Source organism: Pedobacter cryoconitis (assembly GCF_014200605.1).
GTDB lineage: Bacteria > Bacteroidota > Bacteroidia > Sphingobacteriales > Sphingobacteriaceae > Pedobacter > Pedobacter cryoconitis_B.
This window is the reverse complement of the sequence record NZ_JACHCE010000005.1, coordinates 248,053-264,020: the sequence shown is the minus strand read 5'-3', so window position 1 is coordinate 264,020 and position 15,968 is coordinate 248,053. Positions and strand designations below refer to the sequence as shown.

13 protein-coding genes are annotated in these 15,968 nt (G+C 38.4%); 5 read left to right on the top strand and 8 right to left on the bottom strand.

Going from position 1 to position 15,968, the window contains the following annotated elements; genetic code table 11:
* Positions 1 to 144 precede the first annotated feature (144 nt).
* Both HDE68_RS16750 and HDE68_RS16745 read right to left on the bottom strand, forming a co-directional pair.
* Positions 145 to 1,365: a hypothetical protein gene (locus tag HDE68_RS16750; protein WP_183883370.1), complete on the bottom strand. Its 1,221-nt coding sequence runs from the start codon at positions 1,363 to 1,365 to the stop codon at positions 145 to 147.
* 105 nt (positions 1,366 to 1,470) lie between these two features.
* Positions 1,471 to 2,454 carry a potassium channel beta subunit family protein gene (locus tag HDE68_RS16745; RefSeq protein ID WP_183883369.1) on the bottom strand — a complete coding sequence of 328 codons (984 nt, stop codon included), beginning with the start codon at positions 2,452 to 2,454 and terminating at the stop codon, positions 1,471 to 1,473.
* 222 nt (positions 2,455 to 2,676) lie between these two features.
* Here HDE68_RS16745 and HDE68_RS16740 point away from each other — a divergent pair, with 222 nt between their 5' ends.
* Positions 2,677 to 3,618, top strand: coding sequence for a M28 family peptidase (locus HDE68_RS16740; RefSeq protein ID WP_183883368.1), 942 nt, complete (start codon positions 2,677 to 2,679; stop codon positions 3,616 to 3,618).
* A 90-nt stretch (positions 3,619 to 3,708) separates the two neighbouring features.
* Here HDE68_RS16740 and HDE68_RS16735 read toward each other — a convergent pair whose 3' ends face one another.
* Genes HDE68_RS16735 through HDE68_RS16720 form a run of 4 tightly spaced genes read right to left on the bottom strand, consistent with a single transcriptional unit; the run spans position 3,709 to position 7,126 of the window.
* Positions 3,709 to 5,340, bottom strand: a complete 1,632-nt coding sequence (locus HDE68_RS16735; protein ID WP_183883367.1) for a S41 family peptidase — start codon at positions 5,338 to 5,340, stop codon at positions 3,709 to 3,711.
* A gap of 47 nt (positions 5,341 to 5,387) precedes the next feature.
* Positions 5,388 to 5,975, bottom strand: a complete 588-nt coding sequence (locus tag HDE68_RS16730; protein ID WP_183883366.1) for a haloacid dehalogenase — start codon at positions 5,973 to 5,975, stop codon at positions 5,388 to 5,390.
* Positions 5,975 to 6,472, bottom strand: coding sequence for a hypothetical protein (locus HDE68_RS16725; RefSeq protein WP_183883365.1), 498 nt, complete (start codon positions 6,470 to 6,472; stop codon positions 5,975 to 5,977). Before HDE68_RS16725 ends, HDE68_RS16730 begins: the two co-directional genes overlap by 1 nt.
* A gap of 3 nt (positions 6,473 to 6,475) precedes the next feature.
* Complete coding sequence (locus tag HDE68_RS16720) at positions 6,476 to 7,126, bottom strand: ABC transporter ATP-binding protein (protein WP_183883364.1); 651 nt, start codon at positions 7,124 to 7,126, stop codon at positions 6,476 to 6,478.
* Between the two features lie 153 nt (positions 7,127 to 7,279).
* Between HDE68_RS16720 and sucC the strand changes: the two genes are divergently transcribed.
* The 3 genes from sucC (at position 7,280) to HDE68_RS16705 (ending at position 12,691) form a co-directional block, all read left to right on the top strand.
* Entirely contained in the window at positions 7,280 to 8,470 is a 1,191-nt protein-coding gene (sucC, locus tag HDE68_RS16715; RefSeq protein WP_183883363.1) for an ADP-forming succinate--CoA ligase subunit beta, read from the top strand.
* 615 nt (positions 8,471 to 9,085) lie between these two features.
* Positions 9,086 to 10,534: an asparagine--tRNA ligase gene (asnS, locus tag HDE68_RS16710; protein ID WP_183883362.1), complete on the top strand. Its 1,449-nt coding sequence runs from the start codon at positions 9,086 to 9,088 to the stop codon at positions 10,532 to 10,534.
* A gap of 111 nt (positions 10,535 to 10,645) precedes the next feature.
* Positions 10,646 to 12,691, top strand: a complete 2,046-nt coding sequence (locus HDE68_RS16705; protein WP_183883361.1) for a M13 family metallopeptidase — start codon at positions 10,646 to 10,648, stop codon at positions 12,689 to 12,691.
* A 74-nt stretch (positions 12,692 to 12,765) separates the two neighbouring features.
* On the opposite strand, the gene HDE68_RS16700 is transcribed toward HDE68_RS16705, so the two are convergent.
* Positions 12,766 to 14,424, bottom strand: coding sequence for an FMN-binding glutamate synthase family protein (locus tag HDE68_RS16700; protein WP_183883360.1), 1,659 nt, complete (start codon positions 14,422 to 14,424; stop codon positions 12,766 to 12,768).
* A 78-nt stretch (positions 14,425 to 14,502) separates the two neighbouring features.
* Between HDE68_RS16700 and HDE68_RS16695 the strand changes: the two genes are divergently transcribed.
* Positions 14,503 to 15,123, top strand: coding sequence for an L-threonylcarbamoyladenylate synthase (locus HDE68_RS16695; RefSeq protein WP_068395532.1), 621 nt, complete (start codon positions 14,503 to 14,505; stop codon positions 15,121 to 15,123).
* Between the two features lie 65 nt (positions 15,124 to 15,188).
* Here HDE68_RS16695 and trpA read toward each other — a convergent pair whose 3' ends face one another.
* The gene (trpA, locus tag HDE68_RS16690) at positions 15,189 to 15,959 is read right to left on the bottom strand and encodes a tryptophan synthase subunit alpha (RefSeq protein WP_183883359.1); all 771 of its coding nucleotides are present in this window, start codon (positions 15,957 to 15,959) and stop codon (positions 15,189 to 15,191) included.
* Positions 15,960 to 15,968 lie beyond the last annotated feature (9 nt).

Sequence of the window (15,968 nt, the reverse complement as noted above, 5' to 3'; positions counted from 1 at the left end):
CTACGCTATGATTTAACTAAATATGGCATGGATTCAATTCGCAGAAACAGAGCTGTTTCAGGCTTTTATAAAGCAAAAAAAATGGCCGGAATTTCTTCCGGCCATAACAAGTTATAATCTCATTTTTTAAAAATCCTATCCGTACTACACACCGCTTCCTATACTGCAGGGATCTGCGCTTTGACCAATCGGTTGTGAACTTTCCTGTGTTACCGTTTGCCACGCAACCAATTGTAACTGGGTAGCGATTGCACTTGGTATACCTAAACTATTAGCCGCCTTCTCCTGTCCGCCAAGTGTACGTACATCAACCCCTGTGATCTGCTGAAACAGAACCAGACCACTCAGGTAAGCACCATAAATACTAGGGTGGTGATAATCAGGTTTCTTAATTTGAGGATCATTTACACTGTTCAGCCCATACCATAAAACAGGTGCGTTTGAACTACCCAGATAAGGATCTGCATTAGCTATCTTTGCAGCCCATGCATTTACCCACGCTTCCCCTACCGGAGCAACACCAGCAATGTTTCCATCATGACTGGCAGCACTATAATAAGCATTATGATTTGCATTGGCCAGCGTAGTGAGGCTGTTCATATAATTTGTCTTAAAACCTGCTGCAGAAGGATCGCCACCACTCATTGTTTCAGCAAGATCTGCCGATGGCCATGGCTCGTAAAGATAAACTTTTGCTGCCGCTGATGCACCATGAACGGCTTTTTCAATCGTTTGTACACTCGAACAAAAATCAGCAGGGTTACTGATATTACTATTGGTCAATGCATAAGGAATAGGTTTTACACTGATTTCCTGCAATACGACAGCATTCCATTTAGATTGCGCAATCACATCAGAAGCAGCTGCGAAATTCTTTGCCAGGCTGGTTGCCGAAATAGCTTCAATATGAACGTCATATTTTAAGCCCGATTCATAAGCAAATTCGGCAAAAATCCCAGGAATACCTCCCCAGGGACCGTCTTCCAATTCTTGTCTTGCACCGCCCTGGCCATAATTTTCATCATAAACAAAAGTTGAACCATTAGCAGAATTTCCATCACCTCCAGACTTATATTGACGTACCGGAGCATATCTTCCATGCGTAAAACTATCTCCTACAAAAAGGATTCTCCGCAAACTGTTCCCAGCAGCAGAATTTACATTAGACAAAGTGTTATCAGGCTGAATATTGGGTGAGCTATCCTTAGTACAGCTATAGGTTAATGCAGAAATACCAACCAGCATTCCTGCCATAATAATCTGGCGTTTTTTGTTTTGAGTTTTCATGATAATTGTTGAGGTGATCTTTATTTGATTAAAGATCGATGCATCAACGATAACCTGATCATCCTTATTGCAATTCATAAACACAATTGAAATAAGGATGACAAGTAGATTAAAAATCAATTACAAACGGATTAAAACGCAATTAAATCCATATAGCAAAAGAATTTTAGAATTATAATCCCACTAAAACTGAGGCTGTACAGGCTTGGTCTGCATGATATTCTCTATATCTTCCATGACCCCGGCTGTCAGCAAAGGCAGTACATTTAAAGTAGTCAGATTTTCCTTAAGCTGCTCTGTTTTTGAAGCACCTAAGATCACCGTACTTACGTTTGGATTTTTTAAACACCAGGCCAATGATAGTTTAGCCAGAGGTACATTCAGTTCATCAGCCAGGGTCTGTAAGTTCTTAACTTTTGCCAGCTTTTCTTCAGCCAGTGCAGATTCTTTCAGCCATTCCATCCCTTTCATATCCAGACGCGTATTTTTCGCTTCGCCTGCGGTATACTTACCAGAAAGCAGTCCTGAGGCTAAAGGTGACCAGATCGTAGTACCCAAACCATATTCTTTAAACAGCAGCAAATATTCATTTTCAAGTTTATTTCTTTCCAGCAGGTTATATTGAGGCTGTTCCATGGTCGGGCCAATCAGATTATACTGGCGTGAAACACGAATAGCTTCCATAATTTCGGCCGCACTCCATTCTGAAGTTCCCCAGTATAAAATCTTTCCCTGCTGCAATAAAGTATTCATTGCCCAAACTGTTTCTTCAATCGGTGTTTGCTTATCCGGACGGTGACAAAAATATAAATCAAGGTAGTCAACCTGTAATCTCTTCAATGCAGCATTACAAGCTTCAATCACATGCTTTCTTGACAAACCAACACGATTGGGGCCTTTGTTCTCTGTACCAAAGAAAACTTTACTTGAAACTACATAAGATTCGCGCTCCCATTGATGTCCTTTAATGATTTTACCCATCACCTCTTCCGATTTCCCCGCAGCATAACCTTCTGCATTATCAAAAAAGTTTACCCCTGCATCATAGGCAATCCCCATCAGTTCATCAGCCACTTTATCACTGATTTGCTGCCCGAATGTTAACCAGCTTCCTAAAGAAAGCGCACTCAGCTGTAACCCTGATTTTCCTAAACGTCTGTATTCCATTTTTATATGAATTTATATTTACAATATTATTTATAGCAGTATATTTATTAACTCCATCATTTCAGATAACCTTCAATTATCTCTGTAATTAATAAGCTAAATGTATTAAATAAGAACATGAGCGCTTTACTTAAGTTTTTTCGATAGCGCATTGATGTGTCACTATTTTGTAATATATTAGGGATATTCAACAGAACAACCTATTAACAAAAAGCTAGAGCTATGAAATTATATTTGCTATTACCCCTGGCATTTACTCTGGGCTGCAATGCAGTAAAAACATCTAATCAGCCGTCCCATGCGGATCAGTTAATCAATGATGTAAAAATCCTTTCCTCAGATAAGTATGAAGGCAGAAAGACAGGAACTAAAGGAGCCGAGTTAGCGAGAGCATATATAGCAAAAAGATTTAAGGAAATCGGCTTGAGATCTTATACCTCATGCAGCGGTTATCAGCAATCATTTAGCTTCTCGGGCATAGATGACCCTAAAATTAATGGCAAAAACATGATTGGTTATATCAAAGGTACAACCAGTAAGGTGATTGTAATCTCTGCACATTATGACCATCTTGGAATTATCAACGGAAAGATCTATAATGGTGCGGATGACAATGCTTCGGGAGTTGCAGGCCTGTTAAAAATAGCTACCCATTATGCAAGGAACAAACCTATGTACACGATGATTTTCGCCGCTTTTGATGCGGAAGAATTTGGAAGAAAAGGCTCAGAACATTTTGTAAACCATCCGCCGGTCGATATCAAAAAGATTAAGCTGAATCTTAACCTGGATATGATCAGTCATAATGATAAGGGAGAGCTATATGCAGCAGGGACCTACAAATACCCTCAGCTCAAGAGCTATATTGCCACGACAAACCCGGATTTAAAAATCCTTTTTGGACATGACAATTCAAAATTAGCGACTGATGACTGGACAAACCAAAGTGATCAGGCTGCATTTAATGCGGTGAATATCCCTTTTATCTATTTCGGTGTAGAAGATCACAAAGATTATCATAAAGCTTCTGATACATTTGAGAATATCAACCAGACATTCTTTATCAATGCGGCAAACGGTATTTTGGAAATCACCGATAACTTTGATAAAGAACGCACAGTAGAAAAAGTATTTCAGGACAGGCTTCAATCCAGGAAAAGATAAACAGGGGTTTATCTTTAATAAAGATTAATCCCTTTAAAATTGGCAAAAAAAAACACGCTTTACAGCGTGTTTTTTTTTGCCTTATCGATTTTATTTTTTCGGCAAATGTCTTCTTTCAATCATCCCGACAAATTCACTGTTAGGATTAACCGGTTTGATCTGCTGACTTCTAAAACTCTCTGTAGAAGCCTTTCTATTTCCAACACTAGCTACGCTTTGTGTCGAAGTGCTTCCAGGTGCCAGTACATTCAATGCCCTGGAAAGATAGTTCTCTCTTTCATCACCAAAAACATATTCAGGATCATCATATTCATCCAATACATCCGGAACGATACCAGTATAATATCCACCTTCATTTCTTGCATTTTTGGTTTCAAAGTTTGGCATATAAACCTGGTATCTGTTTTCGATCGTAACAGGGAAAAACCCTACTGGTTTACCATAAGTGGTATCCCCTACCAGCTTAACATTCATATAAGGTTTAAGACAGTTAATCACAATTTCACTAGCAGAGGCCGTATTTCTGGAAACAATAAATACCACATTGCTCACACCGCCAAGGCTTCCTTTTTTACTGAATAAAGTCGTATTTCCTGCTACAGTATAATTATCATCGGCCGCTGTAAGCATCCTTCCGTTCTGATACAGGATTTTTCCATCAATTCCTATCAAAGGCTGATTAGCAAGAATTGTCGCCTTACCAGACTGCATTAATGCATTATAAATTTCCGTAAACATCACTTGTCCGGAAGAACCCGATGGTGCAATCAGATTGGACAGATACGCCGCTGTATTAACATAGCCGCCGCCATTATATCTCAGATCAATAACCAGATCTGTAACCCCCTGGCTGCTAAAATCAGCAAATACAGGGTCTAAATACTTATCGCTTGATCCATCAGCACTGGAAAGTGAAGAAAATCTTGCAAAGGCTAAATAGCCAATTTTCTTTCCTGATCTTGTGATCACTTTAGAAGCGTAAACAGGACTGCTTTTATAAGAAGCCCGGTTCAGGGTTACATTAAATTTAACCCCATCGCTCGCATTAAAGCCTTCTATGGTGATCGAAGCAGCAGAAAATGAATCAAATACTGACTGTGATTCTTTCGTGTAACTGGCCCCTACAGCATTCCCGTTAACTTTGGTAATTAACCAGCCTCTTTTAACCCCGGCAGCTGCAGCAGGTGAACCTGGATAAACTGCAGTGACGAACAGATCATATTTATCAGAATTACTGTAAGTATAAAAGACAGGTCTGATACCTACGTCGTAACCATTATTGTCTACATCTACATTTGCCGACTTCAAAGAAGAGCTGGCACTTGGATTAGCCTGGGTAAGATCGTCTATCCTGGAATATTTAGGATAACCAAGACCATTATATTCAAAAGGTTTACCGGTTACCGGGTTAATTTTCAGCTGGGTGAGCGCAAACAGCTCTGCATTATAATTATCTATCGGCTGTGATTTACCAGAAAATTGTCTTGGATTGAAAGCACTGTATTCAGGGATCGCATCATTCCAGTAATAAATCTGTTTGGCATATAAATATAAAGAATCAAGGGTGAGCTGGGCCCTTGTCCCGCTTGGTGTCCCTCCGCTGCCTCCATTTGTATTATCTGTAATTTCTGGTTTAGGGCTCTTTTTACAGGCGCTGAAAGTCACCACAAAGAGCAGCAGCGAAAAGGCTGCCAAACGATTGCTAAGTAAATTAATCCTCATAAATAGGTTATATGATTTATGCGGTTAAGGTAAATAAAGAATATGGATCAAAGTTGATCTACAGATAAAAATTCAACTTTATCTACGTTGTCACACAGAGTTTTACCAATTACTAAAACTTCTTTCCTTTTTAAATCATGCTTGGTAATTATCATCTCAAGCGTCTGCTGGAAGGTCCCGGTTTCAGCGCTAAAATAGACGGTCAAAAATTTCTCCAGGCCATTCCATTCTATTTGTCTGATTTTGTTTAACTGCTGCACAGGATCTCCTTCTACCAATAAAAAGATAGGCTTGCCTGCTGCATGCACTTCTTTCAGAAAATCCAGTACAGGTGCAAAAAGTAAAAGCTTTAATGGCAGTTTGGCCTTTTGCTGCAATAGATCGAAATTGATTACATATTTCTGTGGCAATTCAAATTTAGCAGCAGTTTTAGCAAAGATATCAACGGTACCTTCTGCCAGATAGGTTTCATTCATAAAAAGAATGACCTCCTGGGCATCAATCTGCTCGCCGTATTCAATAAATTGTGCAAACAGGTAATAAACCTGCAGCTGATAATCCTTTACAGGATACAAAACATCATCCAGACCAAAAATAAAAGCCTGTTTAGTATTTATATATTCTTGGTATTTCATCAGGCAATAGTAAATAAGGTTTGTTTCTGTTTATTGTTATCTTCATTCATATAGAAAACACCGTTTAATGCTTTTTCTTTTCCCAAAACAGAGAAATCAGCAGCAGGCATAGTTGCATAAAGCAACTCCCCTTTATCAAATACCGCCCAGTTTAGTTTATCTGCAACTGTGTCAGCTAAATAATGCGGGAAACTGATTAAGTCGGGCAATAATACATGGATATTAAATTCTTCAAATAAGATGGCAGACCGCATCACTGCTTCCAGTTCAAATTGGTAAAGTGGCAGCAAACGATCAGCTTCCTGATCTAAGCAGGCATTAAGCAGGGTATGCGCAATAGTCTCGTCATTTCTTTCACCAAGACTTACAAATTGATATTGTGCCGATGCAAAAGAAGGCATATCGCCATAATCGCCCAACAGAACCTGGTCTGCGGTGAATGCTTTTAATATTTTTAACGCCTGGGCAGATTTGCCTCCGGTAATAAGTGTTTTCAAATTTTATACAATTAAACCATCTTTCATGGTGACAACCCTGTCGCTGATTTCGGCAAGATCTTTATTATGGGTAACAATTACGAATGTCTGCTGAAAGTTATCACGCAATGTGATAAAAAACTGATGCAATGATTCAGCATTCGCTGAATCCAGATTTCCTGAAGGCTCATCGGCCAATATAATAGCAGGGTTATTGATCAAAGCCCTTGCTACTGCAATACGCTGCTGTTCACCGCCCGACATTTGATTAGGTTTATGCGAAGCACGGTCCTTTAAGCCCAGCAATTCTAAAAGCTCTAATGCACGGCTTTCAGCTTCCTTTTTACTTTTTTTAGCTATAAAGGCCGGTATACATATATTTTCAAGCGCTGTAAATTCAGGGAGCAAATGGTGAAACTGAAAAATGAAACCAATATTCTGATTTCTGAAAACACTCATAGGCTCACCAGAAAGCCGGGCCAGTTCAGTACCATTTAATTCTACAGTACCTTCATCTGGTTTATCCAGTGTGCCTAAAATATGTAGTAATGTACTCTTACCCGCACCCGAAGCCCCGATGATACTGACGATTTCTCCTTTGGCAACTTCAAAATCCACCCCTTTTAAAATTGGCAGACTCCCATAAGCTTTTCTGATACCCGTGGCTTTTAGCATGCAGCAAACTTACAAAATTTGAGATTAATTTTATTTAACGCCTTCTTTCATTCAACAATAAGGTAAAAACAAGGTTAATTTATAAATTTAAACTGACTCTAAGTTTTTAAAACCAATATGAAATTGTAGATTTGGATCAAATTTTTTCAGCAAATGAATATACACGAATATCAAGGTAAAGAAATACTTAAAAGTTTTGGTGTTGCCGTACAAGAAGGCATAGTTGCCGAAACTGTTGAGCAGGCTGTAGAAGCTGCTAAAAAAATGAAAGCAGACTACAACTCTGACTGGGTAGTAATTAAAGCGCAAGTACATGCTGGTGGAAGAGGTAAAGGTGGTGGTGTTAAGTTGGCTAAAAACCTTGACGAGGTTAAACAAAGAGCTACCGATATTTTAGGTATGCAATTGATCACACCTCAAACTAGTGCAGAAGGTAAAAAAGTACATAAAATTCTTGTTGCTCAGGATGTTTACTATCCAGGAGCTTCTGAAACAAAAGAATTCTATGTAAGTGTTTTATTAGACCGTGCTAACGGAAGAAACATCATCATGTATTCTACCGAAGGTGGTATGGATATTGAAGAAGTTGCAGAACACACTCCTCACTTAATTTTCAAAGAAGAGATTGACCCTAAAGTTGGTCTTCAAGGATTTCAGGCACGTAAAATTGCTTTCAATCTTGGATTAAGCGGTGCAGCTTTTAAAGAAATGGTGAAATTTGTTACTGCGCTTTACAAAGCTTATGACAACACTGATTCTGCAATGTTTGAAATCAACCCGGTTTTAAAAACATCAGACGATAAAATTATTGCTGTTGATGCGAAAGTAGATTTAGACGAGAATGCTTTATTCCGTCATCCTGATTATGCAGCAATGCGTGATAAACTGGAAGAAGATCCAACTGACGTTGAAGCTAGTGAATCAAACTTAAACTATGTAAAATTAGACGGAAACGTTGGTTGCATGGTTAATGGTGCTGGTTTAGCTATGGCAACTATGGATATTATCAAAATTGCAGGTGGTGAGCCGGCTAACTTCCTTGACGTAGGTGGAACAGCTAACGCACAAACTGTAAAAGCAGGTTTTAATATCATCTTAAAAGATCCTAATGTTAAAGCTATCTTAATTAACATTTTTGGTGGTATCGTTCGTTGTGACCGTGTTGCTCAGGGTGTTATTGATGCTTATAAAGAAATAGGTGATATTCCTGTTCCAATTATCTGCCGTTTACAAGGTACTAACGCTGTTGAAGCGAAAAAACTAATTGACGAATCTGGTTTGAAAGTATTCTCAGCTATTGCTTTGAAAGATGCTGCTGCCTTAGTTACTCAGGTTTTAGCTTAGACTATACAGAAAGAAGAAATTCTTTAGGGCTGTTTAAGATTTTAAATAGTCACCTACTATATAAGAAATGCCAATTGTGTAAAAGCAATTGGCATTTTTTTTTGTCTTTATCGACCAATTGCCCAGAAACGATGATCACAGCTAAAAAATAGATCAGCTATACAGACAATAAAAAAACCTCCAGCAATTACGCCAGAGGTTCTTAACCAAATATAATTTAAACGAGCAATACAAATATAGGTTATTTTTTGATTAAAACAATTATTAACGATTTATTTCAAATAATAATTCAAAATAAATCACAAAAAATCAAATAATACATCAAAAAACACACAAAAAATATAAAATAACAATACACAAATCAATAATAAACAAATTAATTGAAAATTTTAACCAAAAAACTAATATAAAAACAAATAAAAACCATATTTAAACAAAATAATAGATCAATTACACAAATAAAACACTTAAAAATCAAAATTAACCTAAAAAATAAACCAAATTCAAATAAAACAAGACAAAAACAAGCTCCTTATCGCAAAAAACAAAACTCCTCCCCTAACCCTGTTATTTCTAGATTGAAATCATTATTTTTGAGCGCTCCACAGAAAAATCATGATTAAAAGAGAAAAAATAAAAAGCCTGTTAGAAACGACTGATTTTAACAGAGAAGTGACCGTAATGGGTTGGGTAAGAACTTTCCGTAACAACCAGTTTATTGCCATCAATGATGGTTCCTGCATGGGAAATATTCAGATAGTTGTTGATTTCGAAAATACAGCGGAAGAATTATTAAAAAGAATCACCACAGGCGCAGCAATTGCTGTAACTGGTCAGTTAGTAGAATCATTAGGTAAAGGTCAGCGTGTTGACGTGAAAGCGACCTCTATTGAGATTCTTGGGGACAGTGATGCAGAAAAATTTCCTTTACAACCAAAAAAACACAGTCTAGAGTTCCTTAGGGAAATTGCTCACCTGCGTTTCCGTACCAATACTTTTAATGCCGTTTTTAAAGTGCGTCATGCACTGGCATTTGCTATACACCAATTTTATAATGAAAGAGGGTTTGTTTATATGCATACCCCTGTGATCACAGCTTCTGACGCTGAAGGTGCAGGAGAGATGTTTAAAGTAACCACACTTGATTTTGACAATACACCGAGAACGGAAGATGGAAAAGTAGATTTTTCAGAAGATTTCTTTGGTCGTGCTACTAATCTTACTGTTTCCGGTCAGCTGGAAGGTGAATTAGCAGCTATGGCTTTCGGTCAGATTTATACTTTTGGCCCTACTTTCAGAGCCGAAAATTCAAATACTACTCGTCACCTTGCAGAATTCTGGATGGTTGAGCCAGAAATTGCTTTCGCTGATCTGGAAGATAACATGCAGCTGGCAGAAGATATGATGAAATATATCATCACTTATGCATTGGATAACTGTAAAGAAGAAATTGAATTCTTAAACAACCGTTTATTAGAAGACGAAAAAACTAAACCTCAGCAAGAACGCAGTGAACTATCGTTGATAGAAAAACTAAACTTCTGTATAGGCAATGACTTTGTACGTTTAACCTACACAGAAGCAATCGCTATCCTGCGTTCGTCAAAACCTAATCAGAAAAAACAGTTTAAATATCTGATCAATGAATGGGGTGCCGATTTACAATCTGAACATGAGCGTTTCTTAGTAGAAAAACACTTTAAAAAACCAGTTATCCTTACAGATTACCCGGCTGACATTAAAGCTTTCTACATGCGTCAGAATGAGCCCGATGCTGAAGGCAGAAGAACTGTTGCAGCGATGGATGTTTTATTCCCTGGAATTGGCGAAATGATCGGCGGTGCGCAAAGAGAAGAGAGAATGGATAAATTAACACAGCGTATGGATGAGATGAATATCCCTCAGGAAGAACTGTGGTGGTATTTAGATACCAGAAGATTCGGTTCTGCCCCTCATGCCGGTTTTGGTTTGGGCTTTGAACGTTTAGTTTTATTTGTAACAGGTATGACTAACATCAGAGACGTTATTGCTTTCCCTCGTTTTCCTAAAAACGCAGAGTTTTAAGCTAAAATATATTGTAAAAAAGAGGATAGCTAAATCGTTATCCTCTTTTTTTATGTCGCAATATTTAGTAATACCTGCCTATTTTCTTAGTTTTAGACATAAATTTTAAATATGAGAGCAAAACTAAGTCTATCATTAGCAGGATTGGCACTGCTTGCTGCTTGTCAGAATAAAGACAAGGGCAGTACCGCTAATAAAGAAGTCAGGACAGAATTCTTTGATAAGTCTGGCATGGATACCACAGTTACACCGGGAGATAACTTCTTCTTGTATGCCAACGGTAAGTGGATGAAAAATACAGAAATTCCGAAGACGGAAACTGGCTGGGGTTCTTTCTACACTTTATACAATGATAATATAAAAAACCTGGAGCAGATCCTTGTTAATGCTGGTAAAGAAGAGCATCCAAAAGGAAGCCTTGAACAAAAGGTAGGTGATTTCTATGTGAGTGGAATGGACACGGTTGCCATAGAAAAATTAGGTTATACCCCATTAAAGCCACTGCTTACGCAGATTGATGCCCTTAAAGATTATAAAGAACTGATCAGTTTTATCGCTGATGGTTACAAAAATGGCAACGGAGATCTATTAGACTTTCATGTAGTTGCTGACGATAAAATCAGCAGTAAAAATGCAGTTAATTTCGGGCAGTCGGGTATTACTTTACCAGAACGCAGTTATTACTTCAATAATGATGCTGAAACCAAGAAAATAAGAGCTGGATTCCTGAATTATATTACACAGGTTTTTGTGCTCACAGGTTCAAAAAAAGAAGACGCTGCGAAAGCCGCAGACCAGATACTTAAACTGGAAACCAGCATTGCAAACTCGCATTCTACACCTGTTGAATTACGCGATCCTCAGAAAAACTACAACAAATATTATCTGCCAGACTTTCAAAAGCTGACTCCGGATATCGACTGGAAATCAGTAATGGGCAAATTAGAGCTTAAAACTGACACCATTATTGTTGGACAGCCTAAATATTACCAGGCTTTGAATAACCTCTTGAAATCAGAGCCCATTGCGGTTTGGAAAGAAAAACTAAAGTTTGATGCAATCAATAATGCTGCCAACGCATTGAGCAAAGATTTCCGTACAGCAAGATTTGATTTCTTTGGTAAAACACTGCAGGGATTAAAAGCACCAAAAGAACGCTGGAAAGCTATAGTAAGCAGCACAGACGGAAACATTGGCGAATTACTGGGACAACTATATGTGAAAGAACATTTCACCCCGGAAGCAAAGAAAAGAATGCTTGAGCTGGTTGACAACCTTCAAAAGGTTTATAAATCAAGAATAGAAAAACTAGACTGGATGACTCCTGTTACTAAACAGAAAGCCCTGGATAAACTGAATGCATTTATCAAAAAAATTGGTTATCCCGATAAATGGAAGAAATATGACGATGTAGAGATTTCAAGAAACTCTTATTACGCTAATCTTCAATCAGCAGATAAACATGCTTATAAAGAAATGGTTGAGAAACTGGGTAAACCAGTAGATAAAACTGAATGGGGAATGACTCCTCCGACAGTAAATGCCTATTACAACCCTTCTATCAATGAGATCGTTTTCCCTGCGGGGATTCTTCAATTCCCTTTCTTTGATTTCAATGCAGATGATGCAATCAACTATGGTGCAATTGGTGCTGTAATTGGCCATGAAATGACACATGGTTTTGATGATCAGGGTAAACAATATGATAAAGATGGAAATCTTAAAGACTGGTGGACCCCTGCTGATGCGGCCCAATTCAAAAATAAAGCTAAAAAGGTTGTAGACTTATATAATGGCTTCACTTTACTGGACAACCAACATGTAAACGGAGAATTGACTTTAGGTGAAAACCTGGCAGATATTGGTGGTTTGGCGATCGCTTATCAGGCATTCAAATTAACTCCGGAAGGCAAAAGTGATAAGAAAATTGACGGGTTTACACCAGATCAGCGTTTCTTCTTAAGCTTTGCACAGGTTTGGCGTATCAAAAGCAGAGATGAATCTATGCGTGTACGTTTAAAAACTGATCCGCACTCTCCTGAAATGTTCAGGGTTAACGGTGCTGTATATAGCATGGAGGCTTTTTACAAAGCATTTAATGTTCCGGCTACGGCTAAGATGTATATCGCTCCTGCAAACCGTGTAGGTGTTTGGTAAACGTAAATCAGTATATAAAAAAAGGGATGTTTCTATCAAGAAACATCCCTTTTTTTATATACCTCTATAAATGCTTAATTATTAGATGGTGGTGTATCAGTGAATGAATTTGCATGTGCATAATCAATCGCTGTCACTCTGTAATCTGTAGGTGCAAAACTAGCTGAAGTACTCAAAGCCATTCCTAATTCAAATCTTAAAGGATAAGGTGTATTCAGCAAACTTCCTTCCGGGATATAAGGGAAAGTCTCCATATAAGACTGCATCACATTTGGTGCAATCCTTCTGTTGATATAAGCCCTGCTCAATTGATAAGGATGACGCAAACCAGCAGCACCTAAAAGTTCAACTGCACTTGCTACAGTTAAACGGTGATAATTGAATACACGTACTTTTTTATCCTCCACAACCAAACCTTTCATTAAACTTGGATCTTGTGTAGCTACACCCGTCGGACAAGTATTACTGTTACATTCCAGAGCCTGGATACAACCTAAAGCAAACATCATTGCTCTTGCAGAGTTACATAAATCAGCACCCAGTGCAATATTTTTAACCAGGTCAAAACCAGAAGAGACTTTACCTGAAGCAATAATTTTGATATGCTTCTTTAAATCGAAACCTGAAAGGACATCATATACAAAAGCTACTCCTTCTCTTAATGGCATACCTACTGCATTAGAGAATTCCTGTGGGGCTGCTCCTGTACCGCCTTCACCACCATCAACAGTAATAAAATCTACATAAGTACCTGTTTCTACCATCGCCTTGCAAATCGCAAAAAATTCACTTTTGCGGCCAATACATAGTTTAAACCCTATAGGTTTTCCACCAGATAGTTCTCTTAATTTTTTCACGAAAGCAAGCAACTCCAAAGGTGTTGAAAATGCAGAATGTGCAGGTGGGGAGATCACGTCGAAACCTTCTTTCACTAACCTGATCCTTGCAATTTCGGGAGTTACCTTTTTTGCTGGTAAAATACCACCATGTCCGGGTTTAGCACCCTGAGAAAGTTTAATTTCAATCATTTTAACCTGTTCAGTTTTTGAACGCACGCCAAAAGCATCAAAATTAAATGAACCATCATCGTTACGGCAACCGAAATAGCCGGTTCCGATTTGCCAGATCAAATCTCCTTTTGGAGCTGCATGGTAATCACTTATACCACCTTCGCCGGTGTTATGTGCAAAGTTGCCCATAAAAGCACCTCCGTTTAAAGCAAGAATAGCATTCTGGCTCAGTGAACCAAAACTCATTGCAGAAATATTTAATATACTGGCAGAATAAGGTTGCGCACAATCAGGACCACCAACCAATACTCTGGGATCTTCATTTAATTCATGGTGGCTGATCGCAGCAATACTATGGCTCAACCATTCATATCCGTTATCATAAACATCAAGCTGTGTACCGAAAGGAATGGTATCATTATCTTTTTTTGCACGCTGATAAATCAGGGAACGGTTTAACCTGCTGAAAGGTTTTCCATTGGTATCACTTTCAACGAAATACTGATACACCTTAGGACGCAGATCTTCAGCAAGATATCTTAAGCGGCCTAAAACAGGATAGTTTCGAACAATACTATGTTTTGGCTGGTAAAGGTCATAAATACCTAATAAAATAATAGGGCCTATAAAAATAAATGCCCAATAAAATGGTGGCCAAGCCAGGCTAATCATCAAAGTTGCCGTGACTAAAAATGCGGCAATCGCAATAAATGCTTTTCTCATACTCTTGTAATTACTAAATCAGGGGCAATAGTACGAACATTTATCAACGACTCAACAAAATTATCCGTAAATTTACATATGTTAATCAAAATATACCCGGAAAATCCGAATCCGAAGGCGATTGAACAAGTGGTTGAAGTCCTTAAAAAGGGCGGTATTATCATATATCCCACTGATACTGTGTACGGATTAGGATGCGATATCACCAACCAGAAGGCGATTGAGCGAATTTGTCAGATCAGAGGCATAAAACCTGAGAAAGCGAACTTCTCTTTTATTTGCTCTGACCTGAGACATATCTCTGATTTTGTAAAACCAATTGACACGACTGTTTTCCGTCTGTTAAAAAAAGCCCTTCCAGGACCTTTCACATTTATCTTTAATGCAAATAATAATGTCCCGAAACTACTGAGTTCAAACAAAAAAACTGTAGGGATCAGGGTACCGGATAATAGTATTGCCAGGGCAATTGTAGAAATGTTAGGGAACCCGATTTTATCAACGTCTATCAAAGATGATGATGAACTGGTTGAATATTCTACAGATCCTGAACTAATCTATGAGAAATATGAAGCGCTTGTTGATGCAGTAATTGATGGCGGCTATGGAGATAATGAAGCTTCTACAGTTGTAGACTGTACGCAGGGCGACTTTGAAATTATACGTCAGGGAAAAGGAATACTGGAAAACTATTTGTAGTTAACCAGTATTCTAAAGATCAGTTAAAGCTTGTCCAGTTACAGCCTTATAATTTTGGCAGGATATTAAGACCTGAATCCTGCCATAAATGTCTCTATATTCTCTTCCAGGTTACCCGAAGCAATAGATTTGACGAATGCAGTACCGATAATTCCGCCATTTGCATATTTACAGGCTTTATCAAAAGTCTCTTTACTGCTGATCCCAAATCCGATCATCGTCGGATTATTTAACTCCATCGCAGCGATTCTTGAAAAATAAGCCTCTGTGGTATCTGATACCTGCAAATTCTTTCCGGTAGTTGCCGAAGAGGACAATAAGTAGATGAAACCATTGCTCAGCGAGTCAATTTTATGGATACGCTCTACAGAAGTCTGTGGCGTAACCAGAAATATATTGCTTAACCCATATTCCAGGAAAGTGTCTTTGTAGAATTCTTCATACTCTACCATCGGTAAATCGGGTACGATACAGCCATCAACGCCAACTTCTGCACAGGCTTTGCAAAACCGCTCTACCCCATATTGCAATACCGGGTTCACATAGCCCATCAGTAAAACCGGAATAGTGACTGTTTTACGTAATTCTTTCAACTGTTCAAACAACAGGTTCAGATCCATGCCCTGATCTAATGACAATTTACTGCTGGCCTGGATCACCGGGCCATCTGCTACCGGATCGGAATAAGGAAAACCTATTTCCAGCATATCGGCGCCTGCTTTTTCCAGCGCAGCTGCGATCGTGACAGTATCACCCAAACCCGGATAACCTGCGGTATAATATATAGATAGTATATTGTTCTTTTTCTCTTTGAATATTTTATTAATCCTGTTCATTTGATCTGT